Here is a 14,857-nt window from a genome sequence, read left to right as displayed (position 1 = left end):
GCGCCAACCGAACGCGCCTCCCCTCGAAACACTGCTGAGTGGGCCACGCGACGGGATGAATGATAAATCACCGGACACCCGCGGCAGGAGGGCCTTACTCGGGGGTGAACATCGACCCCTATGGACCTGACACGCCGTGACGCACTCCGGGCCGGAGGGCTCGCGCTCGCCGGCACGTTCGCGACCGGCACCGCGTCGGCCGCGGTGACGACGCGCGACCTCCGCATCGACTCCTGGGACGGCACCGAACTCGCCGCGACGCTGTTTCGCCCACCTGGTTCCGACGAGCATCCGGCTCTCCTGATGACGCACGGCTGGGGGCTCGACCGCTCGACGGCCGAGGCCCGCGCACAGACCTACGCCCAGAACGGCTACGTCGTCCTCACCTACGACTCGCGTGGCTTCGGTGAGAGCGAGGGACAGGTGGGTGTCGACGGCCCGAACGAGGTGCAAGACGCCCAGGCGCTCATCACGTGGCTCGCCGACCAGTCTCGGGTCCGTGCCGACGGCGACGACCCCGTCGTCGGGATGGACGGCGAGTCGTACGCCGGCGGCATCCAGCTCAATACGGCTGCGGTCGACGACCGGCTCGACGCCATCGTCCCGCGGTGGTGCTGGCACGACCTCCGGTACTCGCTGGAGCCGAACGGCCGACCGCTCGACGGCGCAGAGAACTACGAGGACGGTGTGGTGAAGGTCGGCTGGGCTGCGGCACTGTTCGGACTCGGTACCGCAGGCTCCCGGGGCGTGACCGCCGGGGGGAACAACCATCCCGACACCTACGACACGGAGGGGCTCTCTCCCCGGATTCACGAGGCGCTCGTGAAGGGGCTCGCGACCAACGACATCCCCGACGACGAGGAGGCGTGGTTCCGTGCTCGCTCGCCGTCGCACAAGCTGGCAGACATCGACATCCCGACGCTCCTCATCTCGGGGTGGATCGACACGCTGTTCACGCCGAAGGAGGCCGTCGCCAACTTCCGCGGGCTCCGCGAGACGGGCACCGACGCGCGGCTGCTGCTGTTCAACGGCGGGCACGTTGCCGGGCCGGGGCTCGTTCCCGGGAACGCCCACACCGACGCCGCGGCGCTCGCGTGGCTCGACACCCACCTGAAAGGCGACGGGCAAAGCGACCGCCCGGTCGTGGAGGTGTTCGACGAGCAGACGGGCACGTATCGGCCCGCAGACGACATCGAACCCGTCGGGAGGGACGACCCCTCGCTCACCGTTTCCGACGTACTCGGGAGCGGGTCGACGCCCATCATCAACAGCGTCGCACCCACCTCCACGAGCCACTTCTCCCCCGAGGACCGCGACGCGACCGAGGCGACAGCGATGCGCATCGACATCCCCATCGAACGCGACACGACCGTCTTCGGTGCGCCGGAGGTCGAGTTGACGGCGACCCTTCTCGGGCCCGAGGCCCGGCTGTTCTTGAAGGCGTACCACGTCACCAACGACGGCGCGACGCTCATCGACGGTCAGGTGACGCCGACCCGGCTCACGGGCGCGGTCGGCACGACCGTCTCCGAGACCGTGGCGATGGAGCCGTTCTACCGCAGGTTCGCGGCGGGAGACACGCTCCGGTTCGTCGTCGCCACCTCCGACTCCGGGCACGCCACCTCACGCGAGTCGGCTGGCGTCGAGGTCGACCACGACGCGACCACCATCCGCTATCCGACGCAACGGGCGCTGGGACGACCCGGCGCGAACGGTCCACGCAGCAGGTAGCTCGGACACCGACCGGAGGTTTTTGTCGCTCCGATGAGGATGGCTGGCATGCTCCCGGCTGTCCGCGGCGTCATCGACCGCCGCATCCTCGCCAACTACCGGGTCGAGCCGGACGCACTCCGTGAGCTACTGCCCGAGCCGTTCGAACCGCAGACGGTCGACGGCTGGGGTATCGGCGGCATCTGTCTCATTCGACTCGTCGACGAGTGACCCCGGTACGTCCCGTCGGTGTTCGGCACGACCTCGGAGAACGCCGCGCATCGCATCGCCGTCGAGTGGGCGGAAGACGGCGAGCGCCGAGCAGGCGTGTACGTCCCACGGCGGGACTCCGACTCCCGGCTGAACACCCTGCTCGGTGGCCGACTGTTCGCGGGCGAGTACCACCGTGCGAGCTTCGATTCCCTGTCCGCAGCGGACCGCTACGCGGTGTCGATGCACAGCGACGACGGGGAGGTGTCGGTGTCAGTCGCCGGCCGCACGACCGACGCGCTCCCCGACGACTCGGTGTTCGGTTCGGTCGAGGACGCCTCGCGGTTCTTCCGCGAGGGGTCGCTCGGGTTCTCCCCCGGCCGGGACGGCTTCGACGCCATCGAGCTCTGTGCGTTCGACTGGGCGGTGACGCCGCTCGACGTCGAGTCCGTCTCCTCGAGTTTCTTCGAGGCGTTACCAGCCGAGAGCGTGGCGTTCGACGACGCGCTGTTGATGACGGACATCGCCCACGAGTGGCGCGAGCGGGAGTCGGTCTGCGTTTGATGCGTATTGAGGTCAGTCCTGGCCGTTGTAGCCCGCCGCGAGCCCGTCGAGCGCCTCGTGGTGTTCGGTGGTGTGTGGGGCGGTGAGCGGCGACACCGACACGCGACCCTCGACGACGGCGCGTCGGTCGGTCCCCTCGGGGTCGGTGATGTCGCCGTCGGCCATTCGTTGCCAGATGCGGTCTTCGAGGTGGACGGTCGTCCCCTCGCGCTCCGCGTCCATGTCGTAGACGTGAGAGGGGCGAGTGACGACCATCGGCGCGGGCTCGTCGCCGGGCACCGGGCAGTTGACGTTGAGGTAGTCGGCCTGCTCGAACACCCCGGCGCTCTGGACGTGCTCGACGAGGAACCGAGTCGCACGAGCAGCCTCGGCGTACTCGTGGTGTTCGACCGGGAAGTCGCTGCGGGAGATGTCCTCACCGACGGGGACGTACAGCGAGACGGCGATAGCCGGCAGGCCGAAGAACGCAGCCTCCACGGCGGCGGAGACGGTTCCCGAGCGGCCGAGGACGTACTCGCCGATGTTCGCGCCGCGGTTGCAGCCGGAGACGACGAGGTCCGGGTTCATGTCGAGTGCACCGACCGCGGCGACGACGCAGTCGGTCGGCGTGCCGTGGACGGCGTAGCCGAGGTCGTGCTCCTCGACGTCGACCTCGTAGGACATCATCCGGCCGACCGCGCTCTGGTCGGTCGCGGGCGCGACGGTGGTCACGTCACCGAGGTCCGAGAGGGCGTCGTAGAGGACGCGGATGCCGTCGGCCTCGATGCCGTCGTCGTTCGTCAGCAGTATCTCCATACCCGTGGGAGGGCCACGGGGTGCAAAAAGCTACTCGGCGGCGGAGTCGGGCGTCGGTCGCCCGAGCCTCACCCGGCGACCCGGTCGACCACGGTCTCGGCGTCGACCACGAGGTTGTACGCTCCCTCGTCGTCGTTCCACAGCACGAGGACGTTCTCGAAGACGAGGACGTCGCCGTAGTCCGCACGCTGGAGCGCGTCGTTCAGCATCGACTCGCGGGTGACCACGGCGTAGTGGTCCGTCGTTTCCGAGCCGTCCGAGACCTTGAACAGCGGGTTCCCCTCCTCGGAGAGGTCGTGCGAGAGTTTGAGCGCGAGACAGTCGACCCGGTCGGTGACGTGTGACTCGCTCTCGGCGAACGGGGCGAACCGGTCGAAGTCGGCCCAGAGGTCGACCATCCGCTCGTCGTCGTGGCGGACCACGGAGAACGCGTACTGGACGTCCACGTTGACGAACTCGCCGTCGGCCGCCGAGTCGAGCCGACGCTGGAACGGCGGGACGTCGAGGTCCGGCCGGACGTCGAAGCTCCAGCCACGGTCGGTCGGTCGGCGGTTCGGCCACAGGCGAACCTGCGGCCCCCAGACGCCGTAGCCGTCGGCCTCGAGCGAACGTTCGACCTCGCGGAGGCCGATGGCCGTGTTCCGGTCGGCTGGCGCGAGCCCGACGAGCGAGCCGTCGGGTGCGACTGCCTCCATGTACCGACTCGCGACGGCTTCGGGGTCGTCGAGTTCGGAGAGGACGTTCGCGAACAGCACGACGTCGAACTCGCCGTCCGGCTCGAACGCCTCAGCGGTCGTGCGGTGGAGGTGCGTCTGGAACCCGGTGCGCGTCTCGGCGGCGAGCGCCTCGAACACGTCGGCCCCTGCGGAGGGCTCGACCGCGTGATACTCGACGAGCGAGTCGTCGGGCAGCAGGTCGTTGACGCCGAGCATCGGGCCGCCGACGCCCGCACCCACGTCGAGGAGACGCAGTCGATTGGGGAGCAGGCCGTCGCGGGCGAGCCGCGCGAGGACGTACTGGACCGCGGCGTAGTAGTCCGGGAGATGGTAGAGCGCGTACGCGAGCGCCGTCCGGTAGTCGTACTCGACGGGGTTCTGCGCGAAGTAGTCGGTCTTCAGTTTGCGGACGGTGTCGCGAAGTTCCTCGCCCGACTCGCCGGCGGGCCAGCCGGCACCGAACTCGCCGACGAGGAGGTCCTCGAGGACGCGTCCGAACCGTTCGGGGAACGCGGTGACGCCCTGAAACTCGACCGAGAGCGGCCCGTCCTCGACCGGGACGAACGTCCCGTCGTGTTGCTCGCTGAGCCCCAGGTCGACGGCGTGCTCGCGGAGTACCTGCCGGACGACCGCCGGGTGGGGTTGGCCGTCGACGTACTCGAAGATCTCCTCGGGGTCGATGGGGCGGACGTTCCGGAGGTAGCGGGCGTTGTCGAGGACGGCGGCGCGCTGGTCGGCGTTCATCGCGACGCCTCCTCGTACAGCTCGGCGAAGGTCTCGGTGTCGGCGTCGGCGATTCGGCGGGCGGCCTCGGCCACGTCGTCGGCGCCATCGAACGTCGCCTGAATCTCCGCGTACACCCGCGGCGTGTTGTCGACGAGCTGGTCGACCAGCTCCTGTAGCGGACCCGACAGCGGGGTGTGGAACTCCTCGCGGACGTCGTCGGCCGCCAGTGCGTACGCCAGCACCGCGGCGTGGGCCTTCGCCTGCACGGTCTCCATCGCGCGGTCGTGTTCCTCGACGGTCGTCTCGAACGGCTCGTTGCCCGCGGCCGCGAGCGCCTCGACGATGGTGTCGGTCACCGGCCCCGTCGAGTCACGGACGACTGCGACGTTGCCGGGGGCGTTCGACGCCGAGAACAGCGGATGGGTCGACAGCCGTTCGAGGTCGGGGCCGTGCTCGCGCATCGCGTCGAGCGACGCCGACATCTCGCCGGTGACGTCGACGAGGGCGCGCTCCGCACGATGGGCGTGTGCGGCGACCGCCTCCTCGACGGCAGTCATCGGCACCGCGAACGCGACGGCATCGAACGTCTCGTCGGCGTCGGCCACGCGGGCGTCGAGTGCGGCCGCGGCGGCCTCGGCGGCCGCCGGGTCCGTGTCGACGACGGCCACCTCGAACCGGGGCGCGAGGCTCTCGGCGAGCCAGCGGCCCATCTCACCCGCACCGACGACGAGTAATCGCATCGCTCTCGGGTATCGTCGCACGGTGCAAAAGGCGTTCGTTCGACGCCGAGCGGGGAAGGGAATCACGATTCGATTCGGAAGAGATTATTAAGAACCGTCGATGGCTGGTATTATTCCACGCATGAAACGTACCGACCGGGACACGCTGCGACTCCGGGCACTGATGACGGACGCGGACGCCGTCTCCCCGGTCATCGGAGTCATCCTGATGGTCGCCATCACGGTCATCCTCGCAGCGGTCATCGGGACGTTCACGCTGGGGTTGTACGAGGGCGGGAACGAGGCAGCGCCGGTCGTGGACTTCGATACGGCGTACGACTCGACATCACCAGGGACTCTGACGGTAACGCATACTCAAGGCGACGCGATTGAGCAGAGTAAGATTGAGTGGGTGGTGACCGGGGACGGATATGATGCGACCACTGGTGATTTCAGTGGAAGTGGAAGAGTCACGACAGGTGATTTTGCCGAGGTCAAAGGTGTAGATTCTGACGAAACCGTCCGCCTCGTCTGGAGTACCAAGGGCGAACAGCGCTCCGCGACGATTCTGCTCTGGGAAGGGCCGGACGCCTAGACGACGAGCGTCTTCTCGTAGTCGGTGAAGTTCTCGTAGCCGTCCTCGGTGACCACGACGATGTCCTCGATGCGGACGCCGCCGTACTGGGGGTCGTACAGGCCGGGCTCGATGGTGACGACGTGGCCCGGTTCCAGTTCGTTCTCTGCGGTCGACACCCGAGGATACTCGTGGATGTCGAGGCCGACACCGTGGCCCGTCGTGTGGATGAATCCGGTTTCGGTCTCGGGGTCCGAGCGGAGAGTGGGCCAGCCGGCATCCTCGTAGACGTCACAGACCGCGGCGTGGACTTCGCTGCCCGAGACGCCCGGACCGAGCGCGTCGAGTGCAGCCTCCTGTGCTTCGAGCGTCAGGTCGTACCAGTCCTGGATGGTGTCGCTCGGCTCATCCTTGACGAAGGTGCGGGTCATGTCCGCGAAGTAGCCCGACTCCTTGTCGCGGGGGAAGATGTCGATGATGATGGACTCGTCCGCGCGAAGGGGGCCGGAGCCGCGGTCGTGCGGGTCCGCGGCGTCGGCGCCGCACGCGACGATGGTCGTGTCGAGCGAACAGCCGTCGCGCAGGAGGCTCACCTCGATCTCCTCCTTGACGCGCTCGCTCGTGAGCAGCTCTCCGTCGTAGACGAGTTCGCCGTCGCCGTTCACGTCGGCGTCGCGAATCATGCGCTCGGCCGTCGCCATCGACCGCTCGTTGGCCTGCTGTGCCTCGCGGATGTGCTCGAGCTCCTCGGGGAGTTTGTTCGCGCGGATGTGCTGGATGACGCCCTCGTGGTCCGCGTTGATCTCGACGCCGTGTGCCCGGAGGCCGTCGGCGGTGCCGAGCGGGAACTCCTCGGGCGCGGCGACCACCTCGGCGTCGTGGGCGTCGAGGAACTCCGCGAGAACGAGCTGGTGCCCCTCGGTCAGCCCGTGTTCCTCGATCTTCGCGTGGCCGTCGTAGTCGGCGTGGCGCTCGACCGTGTCGGCGCGTGCCTCGCGCTTCGCGCGGCCGTACTCAAGCGACGAGACGAGGACGTGGACCTCGCCGGTGTAGAGCGTGACGAACGGGTCGGGGGCGGTGAACCCGGAGAGATATCGCTGGTCGGAGTCCTCGCCGTCGGCGTTGAGTAGGTAGCCGTCGAGCCCGTTGTCGTCGAGATACGCGTCGAGCCTGGAGAAGTCGGGGTCCATGCCCCCGCTTGGGTGGGCGGTGGGCTAAAGACTACCGTCTGCCGTAGTCGGTAGCCTCTTTTCGCCCGGCGCCGACCCCCGGACATGAACGTCTCTGTCTCCCCGTCACGAGTGGCCGGGCGCGTCCGCGCCCCGCCGTCGAAGAGCTACACCCACCGGGCCATCCTCGCCGCCGGGTACGGGAAGGGTGCCACGGTCACGGACCCGCTCGACTCCGCGGACACCCGCGCGACGGCGCGTGCGGTGGAGGCCTATGGTGGTGCCGTCGACCGACGCGAGGACAGTTTCGAGGTCGTGGGGTTCGACGGCCGCCCGGATGTCCCCGACGACGTCATCGACTGTGCGAACTCGGGGACGACGATGCGACTCACCACCGCGACCGCGGCGCTCGGCGACGGCCTAACGGTCCTGACGGGCGACGACTCGCTCCGGTCGCGCCCGCAGGGCCCACTCCTCGACGCGCTCGCGGACCTCGACGGCCGCGCGGAGTCGACCCGCGACAACGGCCAGGCCCCGCTCGTCGTCGGCGGCCACATCGACGGCGGCACGGTCGCCATCCCGGGTGACGTCTCCTCGCAGTACATCACCGCGCTGTTGATGGCCGGGGCGGTGACCGACGACGGCATCGACGTCGAACTCACGACCGAGCTCAAATCGGCGCCGTACGTCGACATCACGCTCGAAGTGCTCGACGACTTCGGCGTAGAGGCGACGGTGACCGACGACGGCTTCTCGGTTCCGGGCGGACAGTCGTACGCCCCAGAGGACGGTGAGTACGCCGTCCCCGGGGACTTCTCGTCGATGTCGTATCTCCTCTCAGCAGGGGCGCTCGCGGCTGACGGCGAGCTAACGGTGCTCGGTGCGCGACCGAGCGCACAGGGCGATTCGGCCATCGTCGACGTGCTCGAACGCATGGGCGCGACGCTCGACTGGAATCGGGACGAGGGCGAAATCGTCGTCGAGCGGTCGTCGCTCTCGGGTGTCGAGGTCGACGTGGGCGACACGCCGGACCTCCTCCCGACCATCGCCGCGGTCGGTGCGGCTGCCGACGGAACCACCCGAATCACGAACTGCGAGCACGTCCGCTACAAGGAGACCGACCGCGTGAGCGCGATGGCCGAGGAGCTGACCAAACTGGGCGCGAGCGTGGAGGAGTTCGAGGACGAACTCGTCGTCCACGGTGGGGAGTCGTCGCTCGAAGGCGCGACCGTGGCGGGCCACGACGACCACCGCATCATCATGTCGCTCGCACTCGCCGGGCTCGTCGCCGACGGGACGACCACCATCGAGGGAGCCGACCACGTGGACGTCTCGTTCCCCGGCTTCTTCGAGACGCTCCGCGACCTCGGTGTGACAGTCGAGGAGTCTGCCTGACCGGTCGCCTATTTACCGTCGCGGGTCGACGCTCCCCGCGTGCTCCGAACGGACCTCACGGCCGACCTCCGCAGCGACGAACTCGCGCCGGGATTCGTCCGTCCGGCGTGGACCGACTACACCTTCGCCAACGTACCGGACACGGTCCGGTCGCTGTTCGACGCGCCGGCTCGCCGCCCACTCCCGCCAGACGTGTTCGAAGGCGTCGATACCGACGTCGACCACGTCGTCTGCGTGCTCGTCGACGGGTTCGGCTGGAACCACTTCCTGCGAGAACGCGACAACCACCCGTTCCTCCAGACGCTTTCCGAGCGAGCGACGGTGACGCCACTCACGAGCCTGTTTCCCGCAGAGACCGCGGCAGCCGTCTCGACGTTCAACACAGCGACACAGCCGTGCGAACACGGCGTCCTCGGCTGGAACGCCTACGTGGAGGAACTGGGTGGATACGTCCAGACGCTCCCGTTCGTCGACCGAGAGGGGACGCCGCTGGGGGAGGTTCGAGACGACCCCGACATCGCGACACTCATCGACGAACGGCCGATGTACGAGGACCTGCCGAACGCGGTCGTCGTCGCCCCCGAAGGCCAGGGTGAGTCGGCATACTCGAAGGCGACCACGACCGGCGCGCGCTCGGTGGACTACCGAAACGTCGCGCAGGCGGGGTACCGAGTACGGCGGGAACTGGCGGCTGCCGACGGACCGACGTACGTCTACTGTTACTTCCCGCAGGTGGACGCGCTCTCGCACTACGAGGGGGTAGCGTCCCCCGAGACGGACGCACAGCTCGGGAGCGTCTGTGCGGCAATCGAGCGAGAGATCGTCGACCGGCTCGATTCGGCAGTGGCCGAGCGGACGCTGCTGCTGGTCACGGCCGACCACGGCGAGGTAGACGCGACACCCGAAACGAGGATCGACCTCGGCGAACTCGACCTCGACCCACATCTCCGTCGGGGCACCGACGGTGAGCCGATTCCGGCAGTCGGTGGCCCACGCAACCTCCAGTTCTACGCGCGAGACGGCCACCGCGAGGCGATCGTCGCGGCGCTGGAGTCGGGACTCTCGATGCTCGACCCGCTGGTGCTCACCCGCGAGGAGGTGCTAGACGTCGAACTGTTCGGCGACCGCGAGCCGAGCCAGCGGTTCCTCGACCGCTGTCCGGACGTGCTCGTGATACCGGACGAGGGGTTCGTGTGGTACGACCGCGGACAGCTCTCGTACGTCGGGATGCACGGGGGACTCCATCCCGACGAGATGCTGGTGCCGTTCGCCGCGGCACGAGTCGACGCGTTACAGGGCTAACAGGCGGAGCAGGGTCGCTCCCGGGCCAGTGGTCCGCACAACTGCCTCGGCTGGCCCGGACCGGTCGTCAGGTCACGGGACGGGTGGCCGCGTTCTCGTATTTGTACCTTCGCCCGGATTGCGTGGAATGCAAGGTATAAACCGCCGCCCGCCCGACGCCGTGGTAATGAACGGCAACAGCTTCGGTCGGCTCTTTCGGTTCACCACCTACGGGGAGAGCCACGGCGAGGCGATGGGGTGTACCGTCTCCGGCTGTCCCGCGGGCGTCGAGCTCTCACAGGAGGAGATTCAGCACGAACTCGACCGCCGGAAGCCCGGCCAGTCGATGATCACCACGAGTCGCGGTGAACCCGACGAAGTCACCATCAACTCCGGGACGCAGGACGGCTACACGACGGGCACGCCCATCGGCATGGTCATCCAGAACAAGGACGCGCGCTCCGGCAAGTACGAGCCGTTCGTCACCGCGCCCCGACCCAGCCATGGCGACTACACCTACTCGGCGAAGTTCGGCACGCGCAACTGGGGCGGGGGCGGCCGCTCCTCCGCGCGCGAGACGGTGAACTGGGTCGCCGCCGGTGCCGTGGCGAAGCAGGTGCTCGAACAGAGCGAGTACGACGTCGAGATCAAAGCGCACGTCAACCAGATCGGCGACATCGAGGCCCCGGAGGTGACGTTCGAGGAGATGCTCGAACACACCGAGGAGAACGAGGTTCGGTGCGCCCACCCCGAGACGGCCGAGAAGATGCGCGAGCTCACCGACGAGTACCAGAAGGCGGGCGACTCCATCGGCGGCTCCATCTACTTCGAGGCACGCGGCGTTCCTCGGGGGCTGGGTGCCCCGCGATTCGACGCCTTCCCCGCCCGGCTGGGGCAGGCGATGATGTCGATCCCCGCGACGACGGCGTTCGAGTTCGGGCTCGGTCGCGACGCCCGCGAGGTCGCGGGCATCGACCGCAACGAGGACTGGGAGTTCGACGACGGGTCGCGCGACGACGTGGTGAGCGAGGAGGGCGACCCTGTCCCCGTCGGCAACGACCACGGCGGCCTGCAGGGGGGCATCACGACGGGCGAACCCATCTACGGCGAGGTGACGTGGCACGCGCCGACCTCGATTCCGAAGACCCAGACCACGGTCGACTGGGAGACCGGCGAGGAGAAGGAGATCCAGGTCGTGGGCCGCCACGACCCCGTGCTGCCGCCGCGCGCGGTCCCCGTGGTCGAAGCGATGCTCTACTGCACGGTGCTCGACTTCATGCTGCTCGGCGGGCGCATCAACCCCGACCGGCTCGACGGTCGCCCCGGCGAGTACGACACCGAGTACCACCCGTCGTCGCCACAGGAGAACCCCGACGACGCCGCAACCAAGGCCGAGCCGACCGACAGCGACGACTGAGTCGCGATGGTCGGCCGGCGGGGCGCGCTACGTGGTCTCGCCTGTTCCCTCCACCGCCACGTACGTCTCACCCTCGTAGCTGAAGCCCCGCCGGCTCACTCCTCGACCGAGGAAGTCCCGAACGAGTTCCTCGCCCGTTCGCAGGACGACCGGCGTCTCCGCGAGATAGGGAACGACGTCACGGAGCGCCGCGTACGGCCGCCGATACACCTGCTCGGGGAGGACGCGCCGGGCCAGCAGGTCTCGAGCACGGGTCACGGTCATGGTCGCAGTCGGCTCCCCGCTCCCGTCGTTCCACTCGGGGCGGGTGACGACGGTTCGGTCTTCGTGCCGTTCGACCGTCGCGCCCTCTGTCGGTTCGACGCGGAGATCGGGGGCGTCGAACCGCAACAGCGCGGCGTAGGTCTCCGAGGTTCGCACGCGGCTGTATCCGGCTTCGAGCGCGTAGAGGCCGCCACCGAGCCGACCGACGACACCCCCGGTATCCGTGCAGTCACACTCCGGGGCCGGGCCGTGGGCCGCGGCGACGACGTAGTCGAACGTCTCGCCCGGCGCGATGGGGCCAGCGGCGAGCTCGATGGTCCACGGCGCGACCCGGTACCACTTGCCGTCGACCAGTTTGTAGAGCTTCCACTCCTCGGGGTTCCCGCCGAGCGGGTCGATGGTGTGGTCGACGAGCGTGAACCGGAACGTCGCGGGTGACGACCCGCGTTCGATCGTCGGGCGGAGGAAGATGCCCGTTCGACTGGTGGCTTCGTGGAACCAGTCCGTGCCGTCCGTGTTCGGGAGGTCGGGGACGGCTCGGTCCGTGAACCGCGATTCTCGCCGGGGGCCGGGCGCCCCGGTGTCCCATACCGCCAGCGAGAGCGACCCGCGCGGGCCGTCGGTGGCGTACTGCCCGACGGAGAACCCCTCCGAGTCGGGAGCGCCGAGCAGGACGTATTCGAGCGTGCGGCTCTCCTCCGCGTCGAGTTCGAGGGTCGTGTCGGCCGACGGCTGTGACGCGGTCGCCCGCCAGTAGCCGGCCGAGCCGCGCTCGTACGCCGGGCCGTCCTCGGAATCGAACGCGGTGACGGGAACGAGCTGTCGTGGAGGCGTCGCCCCGCTGGGGGCGGGGCGGCCCTCCCCATCTGCAGCGAGGACGCCATCGAACGGTGGGAGCGCGGCTCGGCTCACGGTCGTCGGGGCCGGGTCGGTGTTCGACACCGTCGCCGTGAGGCGGGCGGGGTGGGTGAACGTCGCCGTAGTGGTAAAACGGAGTTCGACCTGGAGGCCGTCGCCCCCGAACCGGACCGGAAACAGCGAGACGGTCCGAGGGCCCGTCCGCAGGTTCACGATGCTCGCCTCGCCGAAGCGGCCACGAGAGAGAATCGGCTCCCCGGAGCCAGGCGTTGTCGTTTCGGTCGCCGGCACGTCGACTGGCGTGAGGGTTCGTTGGTCGGTGCCGACACCCGCCTCCGGCGAAGAGCAGCCAGCCGCCGCTGCTCCGCCGAGCAACGCGAGGAACCGGCGTCGGTGCATGCCACAGGTTCGAGAGAGACGAATAAACCGTTTCGGGCGACTGCGTTTATTCGCGTGTGCGTCGTGCGACCACCGCATAGAACGGCTCGCTACCGGCCATCTCCCGAACCACCTCGGGCGCGTCGAACGCTCCTGTGGATTCGACGTACCGACAGACGAGGTCGGCCCGTGCGTCCATGTCGCGCTCGCGCCACGCCCGAACCGCCTTCTGGACGAACAGTCGGTTGGAGAAGGAGACGACACAGACGCCACCGGGCCGAAGCACCCGCGCGAGGTCGGCGAACACCGCACCCGGATACTGGAGGTACTGGACGGAGACCGCACAGAGCACCGCGTCGAACGAGGCGTCCTCGAACGGGAGCGTCTGGTCAGCGTTGAGATCCTGCACGACCCAGTCGTCGAGCGACTCGTTCGCCGCCAGCTCCTCGGCGTTCAGTCCGTGGCCGACGACCTCGCCGTCGAACGACTCGGGGAGGTGGCTCACCCACGAGCTCATCAGGTCGAGGACGCGGTGACCGTCGGCGAGTTCGGTGGCATAGAGCCGTGTCAGTCGGTCACGGAACGGGCGTTCGACGTGGTGGACGAACCGGGGCTGCGCGTAGAACTCGGCGTCGTCAGCCTGGAGGAGTTTCGTCCGCTCGACGTCGGAGAGGACCTCGGGCATCGAGTGGCCGTACGGGCCGACCGAGCAAGAACGTTGTTCGACTACCAGTAGCCGCCGTTCGTCAGCCAGTCGTCACCCTCGCCGCGGGCGCCGAGGCCGACCATCGCGAGCAGCGCGACGACGAGCAGTACGACCACGGCCCCGGCGGCGAGCTGGAACTGGCCGGTAAGGGGGCCGATGACGAGTCTGACGAGCGCGCCGATGGCGGTCACCGCGACGGCGAGCGCCACGACGAGGCTGACGGGAGTGGTCCAGTCCATACTCGGTCTGAGAGAGCCGAGATATAAAACTCAAGACGTTCCCGCGACGACTGCCGGACATGACCACCGTCGCCGTCCTCGTCGACCCGCCGCGCCCCGGGGCCGTCCTGACCAGTCTCGTCGCGACGTCGCCACTGTCCGAGCAGGAAGCCGCCGACCTCTACGCCGCGATGGCGAAGGACCTGTTCGTCGCCGTCGAGAAGAGCGGCGGTGACATCCTCGTGAACTACCGGCCCGAGGAGGCCGTTCCGGGCGACGGCGACGCCGAAGCCGAGGTGCGCGCGCTCGCCGAAGACGCGGACATCGACGACCCCCGCCTCGAGGTCCAGGTCGGCGAGACGTTCGCGGGCCGCGTCGGTAACACGGTCACGCATCTGCTGGAGGGCGAGAGCGTCAGTTCGGCGGCTGCCGTCGCCCCGACCGCCCCGTTCCTGACGCGCCAGCACATCGACCAGGCAGCGATGAAGCTTCGGCGCAGCGAAGTGGTTCTCGGTCCCGGGACCGGGGGGCGGGTCCACTACGCCGGGTTCACCGACACGATCGACTTCACCGACGCGTACACCGCACCGGCACTGGAGACACTCACGGACCGGGCGCGTGACGTGGGGTACGACGTGGACTTCCTCCCGCAGGTCACGGTCGTCGAGACGGGCCGCGACCTCGCGAGCGTCGTGAGCCTCCTGCGTGCTCGGCGCCGCGCCGAGCGGCTCGTTCCCGCCCACACCGCCGAAATCGTCGAGGAGCTCGGCCTCGTCGTCGAGCCAACCGAGGACGGGTTGACACTACGTCGGTAACCGAAAGAGGAAAACCCCGGGACGCGGTAGTCGTGGGTGTGGTGGGATGGCAGAGTGGACTATTGCGCCTGCCTTGAAAGCAGGTAGCCTTTGGCTTCCTGGGTTCGAATCCCAGTCCCACCGCGTTCTCGCGTGAACTACCCGGCGAGCACCTCGTGTGCTCGCCGCCCGTGAGCGCGTTTCGCGTTCGCAGGGATTCGAATCAGGGAGGGCGCGCACAGCGAAGCGAGCACGGCCGACTGTGGTTCGAATCCCAGTCCCGACGAACTATCGCACAGAAACTACAGACCCCGAGCCGCGTCTACTAGAACCGATATAAATATTCTAGCCACCGGGCGGAAG

At 68.7% G+C, this 14,857-nt stretch carries 15 protein-coding genes and 1 tRNA gene; 9 read left to right on the top strand and 7 right to left on the bottom strand.

Annotated elements, in window-relative coordinates; genetic code table 11:
* The first annotated feature begins 120 nt into the window (after nucleotides 1-120).
* From NL126_RS14875 to NL126_RS14865, 3 genes are read left to right on the top strand one after another with little or no spacing between them, the layout of a single operon-like run.
* Nucleotides 121-1,731 (top strand): CocE/NonD family hydrolase, encoded by a 1,611-nt coding sequence (locus NL126_RS14875; RefSeq protein WP_255195668.1) that lies wholly within the window; start codon nucleotides 121-123, stop codon nucleotides 1,729-1,731.
* A 48-nt stretch (nucleotides 1,732-1,779) separates the two neighbouring features.
* On the top strand, nucleotides 1,780-1,941 hold the full coding sequence (locus NL126_RS14870) for a DUF2071 domain-containing protein (RefSeq protein WP_255195667.1): 162 nt from the start codon (nucleotides 1,780-1,782) through the stop codon (nucleotides 1,939-1,941).
* Nucleotides 1,942-1,959: 18 nt separating this feature from the next.
* Entirely contained in the window at nucleotides 1,960-2,484 is a 525-nt protein-coding gene (locus NL126_RS14865; RefSeq protein ID WP_255195666.1) for a hypothetical protein, read from the top strand.
* A gap of 12 nt (nucleotides 2,485-2,496) precedes the next feature.
* Here NL126_RS14865 and surE read toward each other — a convergent pair whose 3' ends face one another.
* The 3 genes from surE to NL126_RS14850 form a co-directional block, all read right to left on the bottom strand.
* Nucleotides 2,497-3,279 carry a 5'/3'-nucleotidase SurE gene (surE, locus tag NL126_RS14860; protein WP_255195665.1) on the bottom strand — a complete coding sequence of 261 codons (783 nt, stop codon included), beginning with the start codon at nucleotides 3,277-3,279 and terminating at the stop codon, nucleotides 2,497-2,499.
* A 68-nt stretch (nucleotides 3,280-3,347) separates the two neighbouring features.
* On the bottom strand, nucleotides 3,348-4,739 hold the full coding sequence (locus NL126_RS14855) for a small ribosomal subunit Rsm22 family protein (RefSeq protein WP_255195664.1): 1,392 nt from the start codon (nucleotides 4,737-4,739) through the stop codon (nucleotides 3,348-3,350).
* On the bottom strand, nucleotides 4,736-5,461 hold the full coding sequence (locus NL126_RS14850) for an NAD(P)-binding domain-containing protein (RefSeq protein WP_255195663.1): 726 nt from the start codon (nucleotides 5,459-5,461) through the stop codon (nucleotides 4,736-4,738). The genes NL126_RS14855 and NL126_RS14850 overlap by 4 nt, the downstream gene beginning before the upstream one ends.
* A gap of 163 nt (nucleotides 5,462-5,624) precedes the next feature.
* Between NL126_RS14850 and NL126_RS14845 the strand changes: the two genes are divergently transcribed.
* Nucleotides 5,625-6,035 (top strand): type IV pilin domain-containing protein, encoded by a 411-nt coding sequence (locus NL126_RS14845; RefSeq protein WP_255195662.1) that lies wholly within the window; start codon nucleotides 5,625-5,627, stop codon nucleotides 6,033-6,035.
* Here the strand turns inward: NL126_RS14845 and NL126_RS14840 are convergent.
* Nucleotides 6,032-7,204, bottom strand: a complete 1,173-nt coding sequence (locus NL126_RS14840; RefSeq protein ID WP_255195661.1) for a M24 family metallopeptidase — start codon at nucleotides 7,202-7,204, stop codon at nucleotides 6,032-6,034. The genes NL126_RS14845 and NL126_RS14840 overlap by 4 nt on opposite strands.
* Nucleotides 7,205-7,288: 84 nt before the next feature.
* Between NL126_RS14840 and aroA the strand changes: the two genes are divergently transcribed.
* The 3 genes from aroA (at nucleotide 7,289) to aroC (ending at nucleotide 11,276) form a co-directional block, all read left to right on the top strand.
* Complete coding sequence (gene aroA / locus NL126_RS14835; RefSeq protein WP_255195660.1) at nucleotides 7,289-8,578, top strand: 3-phosphoshikimate 1-carboxyvinyltransferase; 1,290 nt, start codon at nucleotides 7,289-7,291, stop codon at nucleotides 8,576-8,578.
* A 39-nt stretch (nucleotides 8,579-8,617) separates the two neighbouring features.
* Nucleotides 8,618-9,880 carry an alkaline phosphatase family protein gene (locus NL126_RS14830; protein WP_255195659.1) on the top strand — a complete coding sequence of 421 codons (1,263 nt, stop codon included), beginning with the start codon at nucleotides 8,618-8,620 and terminating at the stop codon, nucleotides 9,878-9,880.
* 166 nt (nucleotides 9,881-10,046) lie between these two features.
* A complete protein-coding gene (gene aroC / locus NL126_RS14825; RefSeq protein ID WP_255195658.1) occupies nucleotides 10,047-11,276 on the top strand; it encodes a chorismate synthase in 1,230 nt (409 codons plus the stop codon).
* Nucleotides 11,277-11,303: 27 nt separating this feature from the next.
* Here the strand turns inward: aroC and NL126_RS14820 are convergent, their stop codons facing one another.
* Genes NL126_RS14820 through NL126_RS14810 form a run of 3 tightly spaced genes read right to left on the bottom strand, consistent with a single transcriptional unit; the run spans nucleotide 11,304 to nucleotide 13,721 of the window.
* The gene (locus NL126_RS14820) at nucleotides 11,304-12,797 is read right to left on the bottom strand and encodes a hypothetical protein (protein ID WP_255195657.1); all 1,494 of its coding nucleotides are present in this window, start codon (nucleotides 12,795-12,797) and stop codon (nucleotides 11,304-11,306) included.
* Between the two features lie 46 nt (nucleotides 12,798-12,843).
* Nucleotides 12,844-13,461: a class I SAM-dependent methyltransferase gene (locus NL126_RS14815; RefSeq protein ID WP_255195656.1), complete on the bottom strand. Its 618-nt coding sequence runs from the start codon at nucleotides 13,459-13,461 to the stop codon at nucleotides 12,844-12,846.
* 41 nt (nucleotides 13,462-13,502) lie between these two features.
* Nucleotides 13,503-13,721, bottom strand: a complete 219-nt coding sequence (locus NL126_RS14810) for a hypothetical protein (protein ID WP_255195655.1) — start codon at nucleotides 13,719-13,721, stop codon at nucleotides 13,503-13,505.
* 59 nt (nucleotides 13,722-13,780) lie between these two features.
* On the opposite strand from NL126_RS14810, the gene NL126_RS14805 reads away from it, so the two are divergent.
* On the top strand, nucleotides 13,781-14,515 hold the full coding sequence (locus tag NL126_RS14805; protein WP_255195654.1) for a hypothetical protein: 735 nt from the start codon (nucleotides 13,781-13,783) through the stop codon (nucleotides 14,513-14,515).
* A gap of 40 nt (nucleotides 14,516-14,555) precedes the next feature.
* Nucleotides 14,556-14,638: transfer RNA gene (locus tag NL126_RS14800), tRNA-Ser, on the top strand.
* The last annotated feature ends 219 nt before the right edge of the window (nucleotides 14,639-14,857 follow it).

Origin of the sequence: Halorarius litoreus (assembly GCF_024362405.1) — an archaeon.
In the GTDB taxonomy this organism is placed as follows: Archaea; Halobacteriota; Halobacteria; order Halobacteriales; family Haloarculaceae; genus Halorarius; species Halorarius litoreus.
The sequence above is the reverse complement of the archived record's forward strand: the minus strand, read 5'-3'. Positions and strand labels throughout refer to the sequence as shown.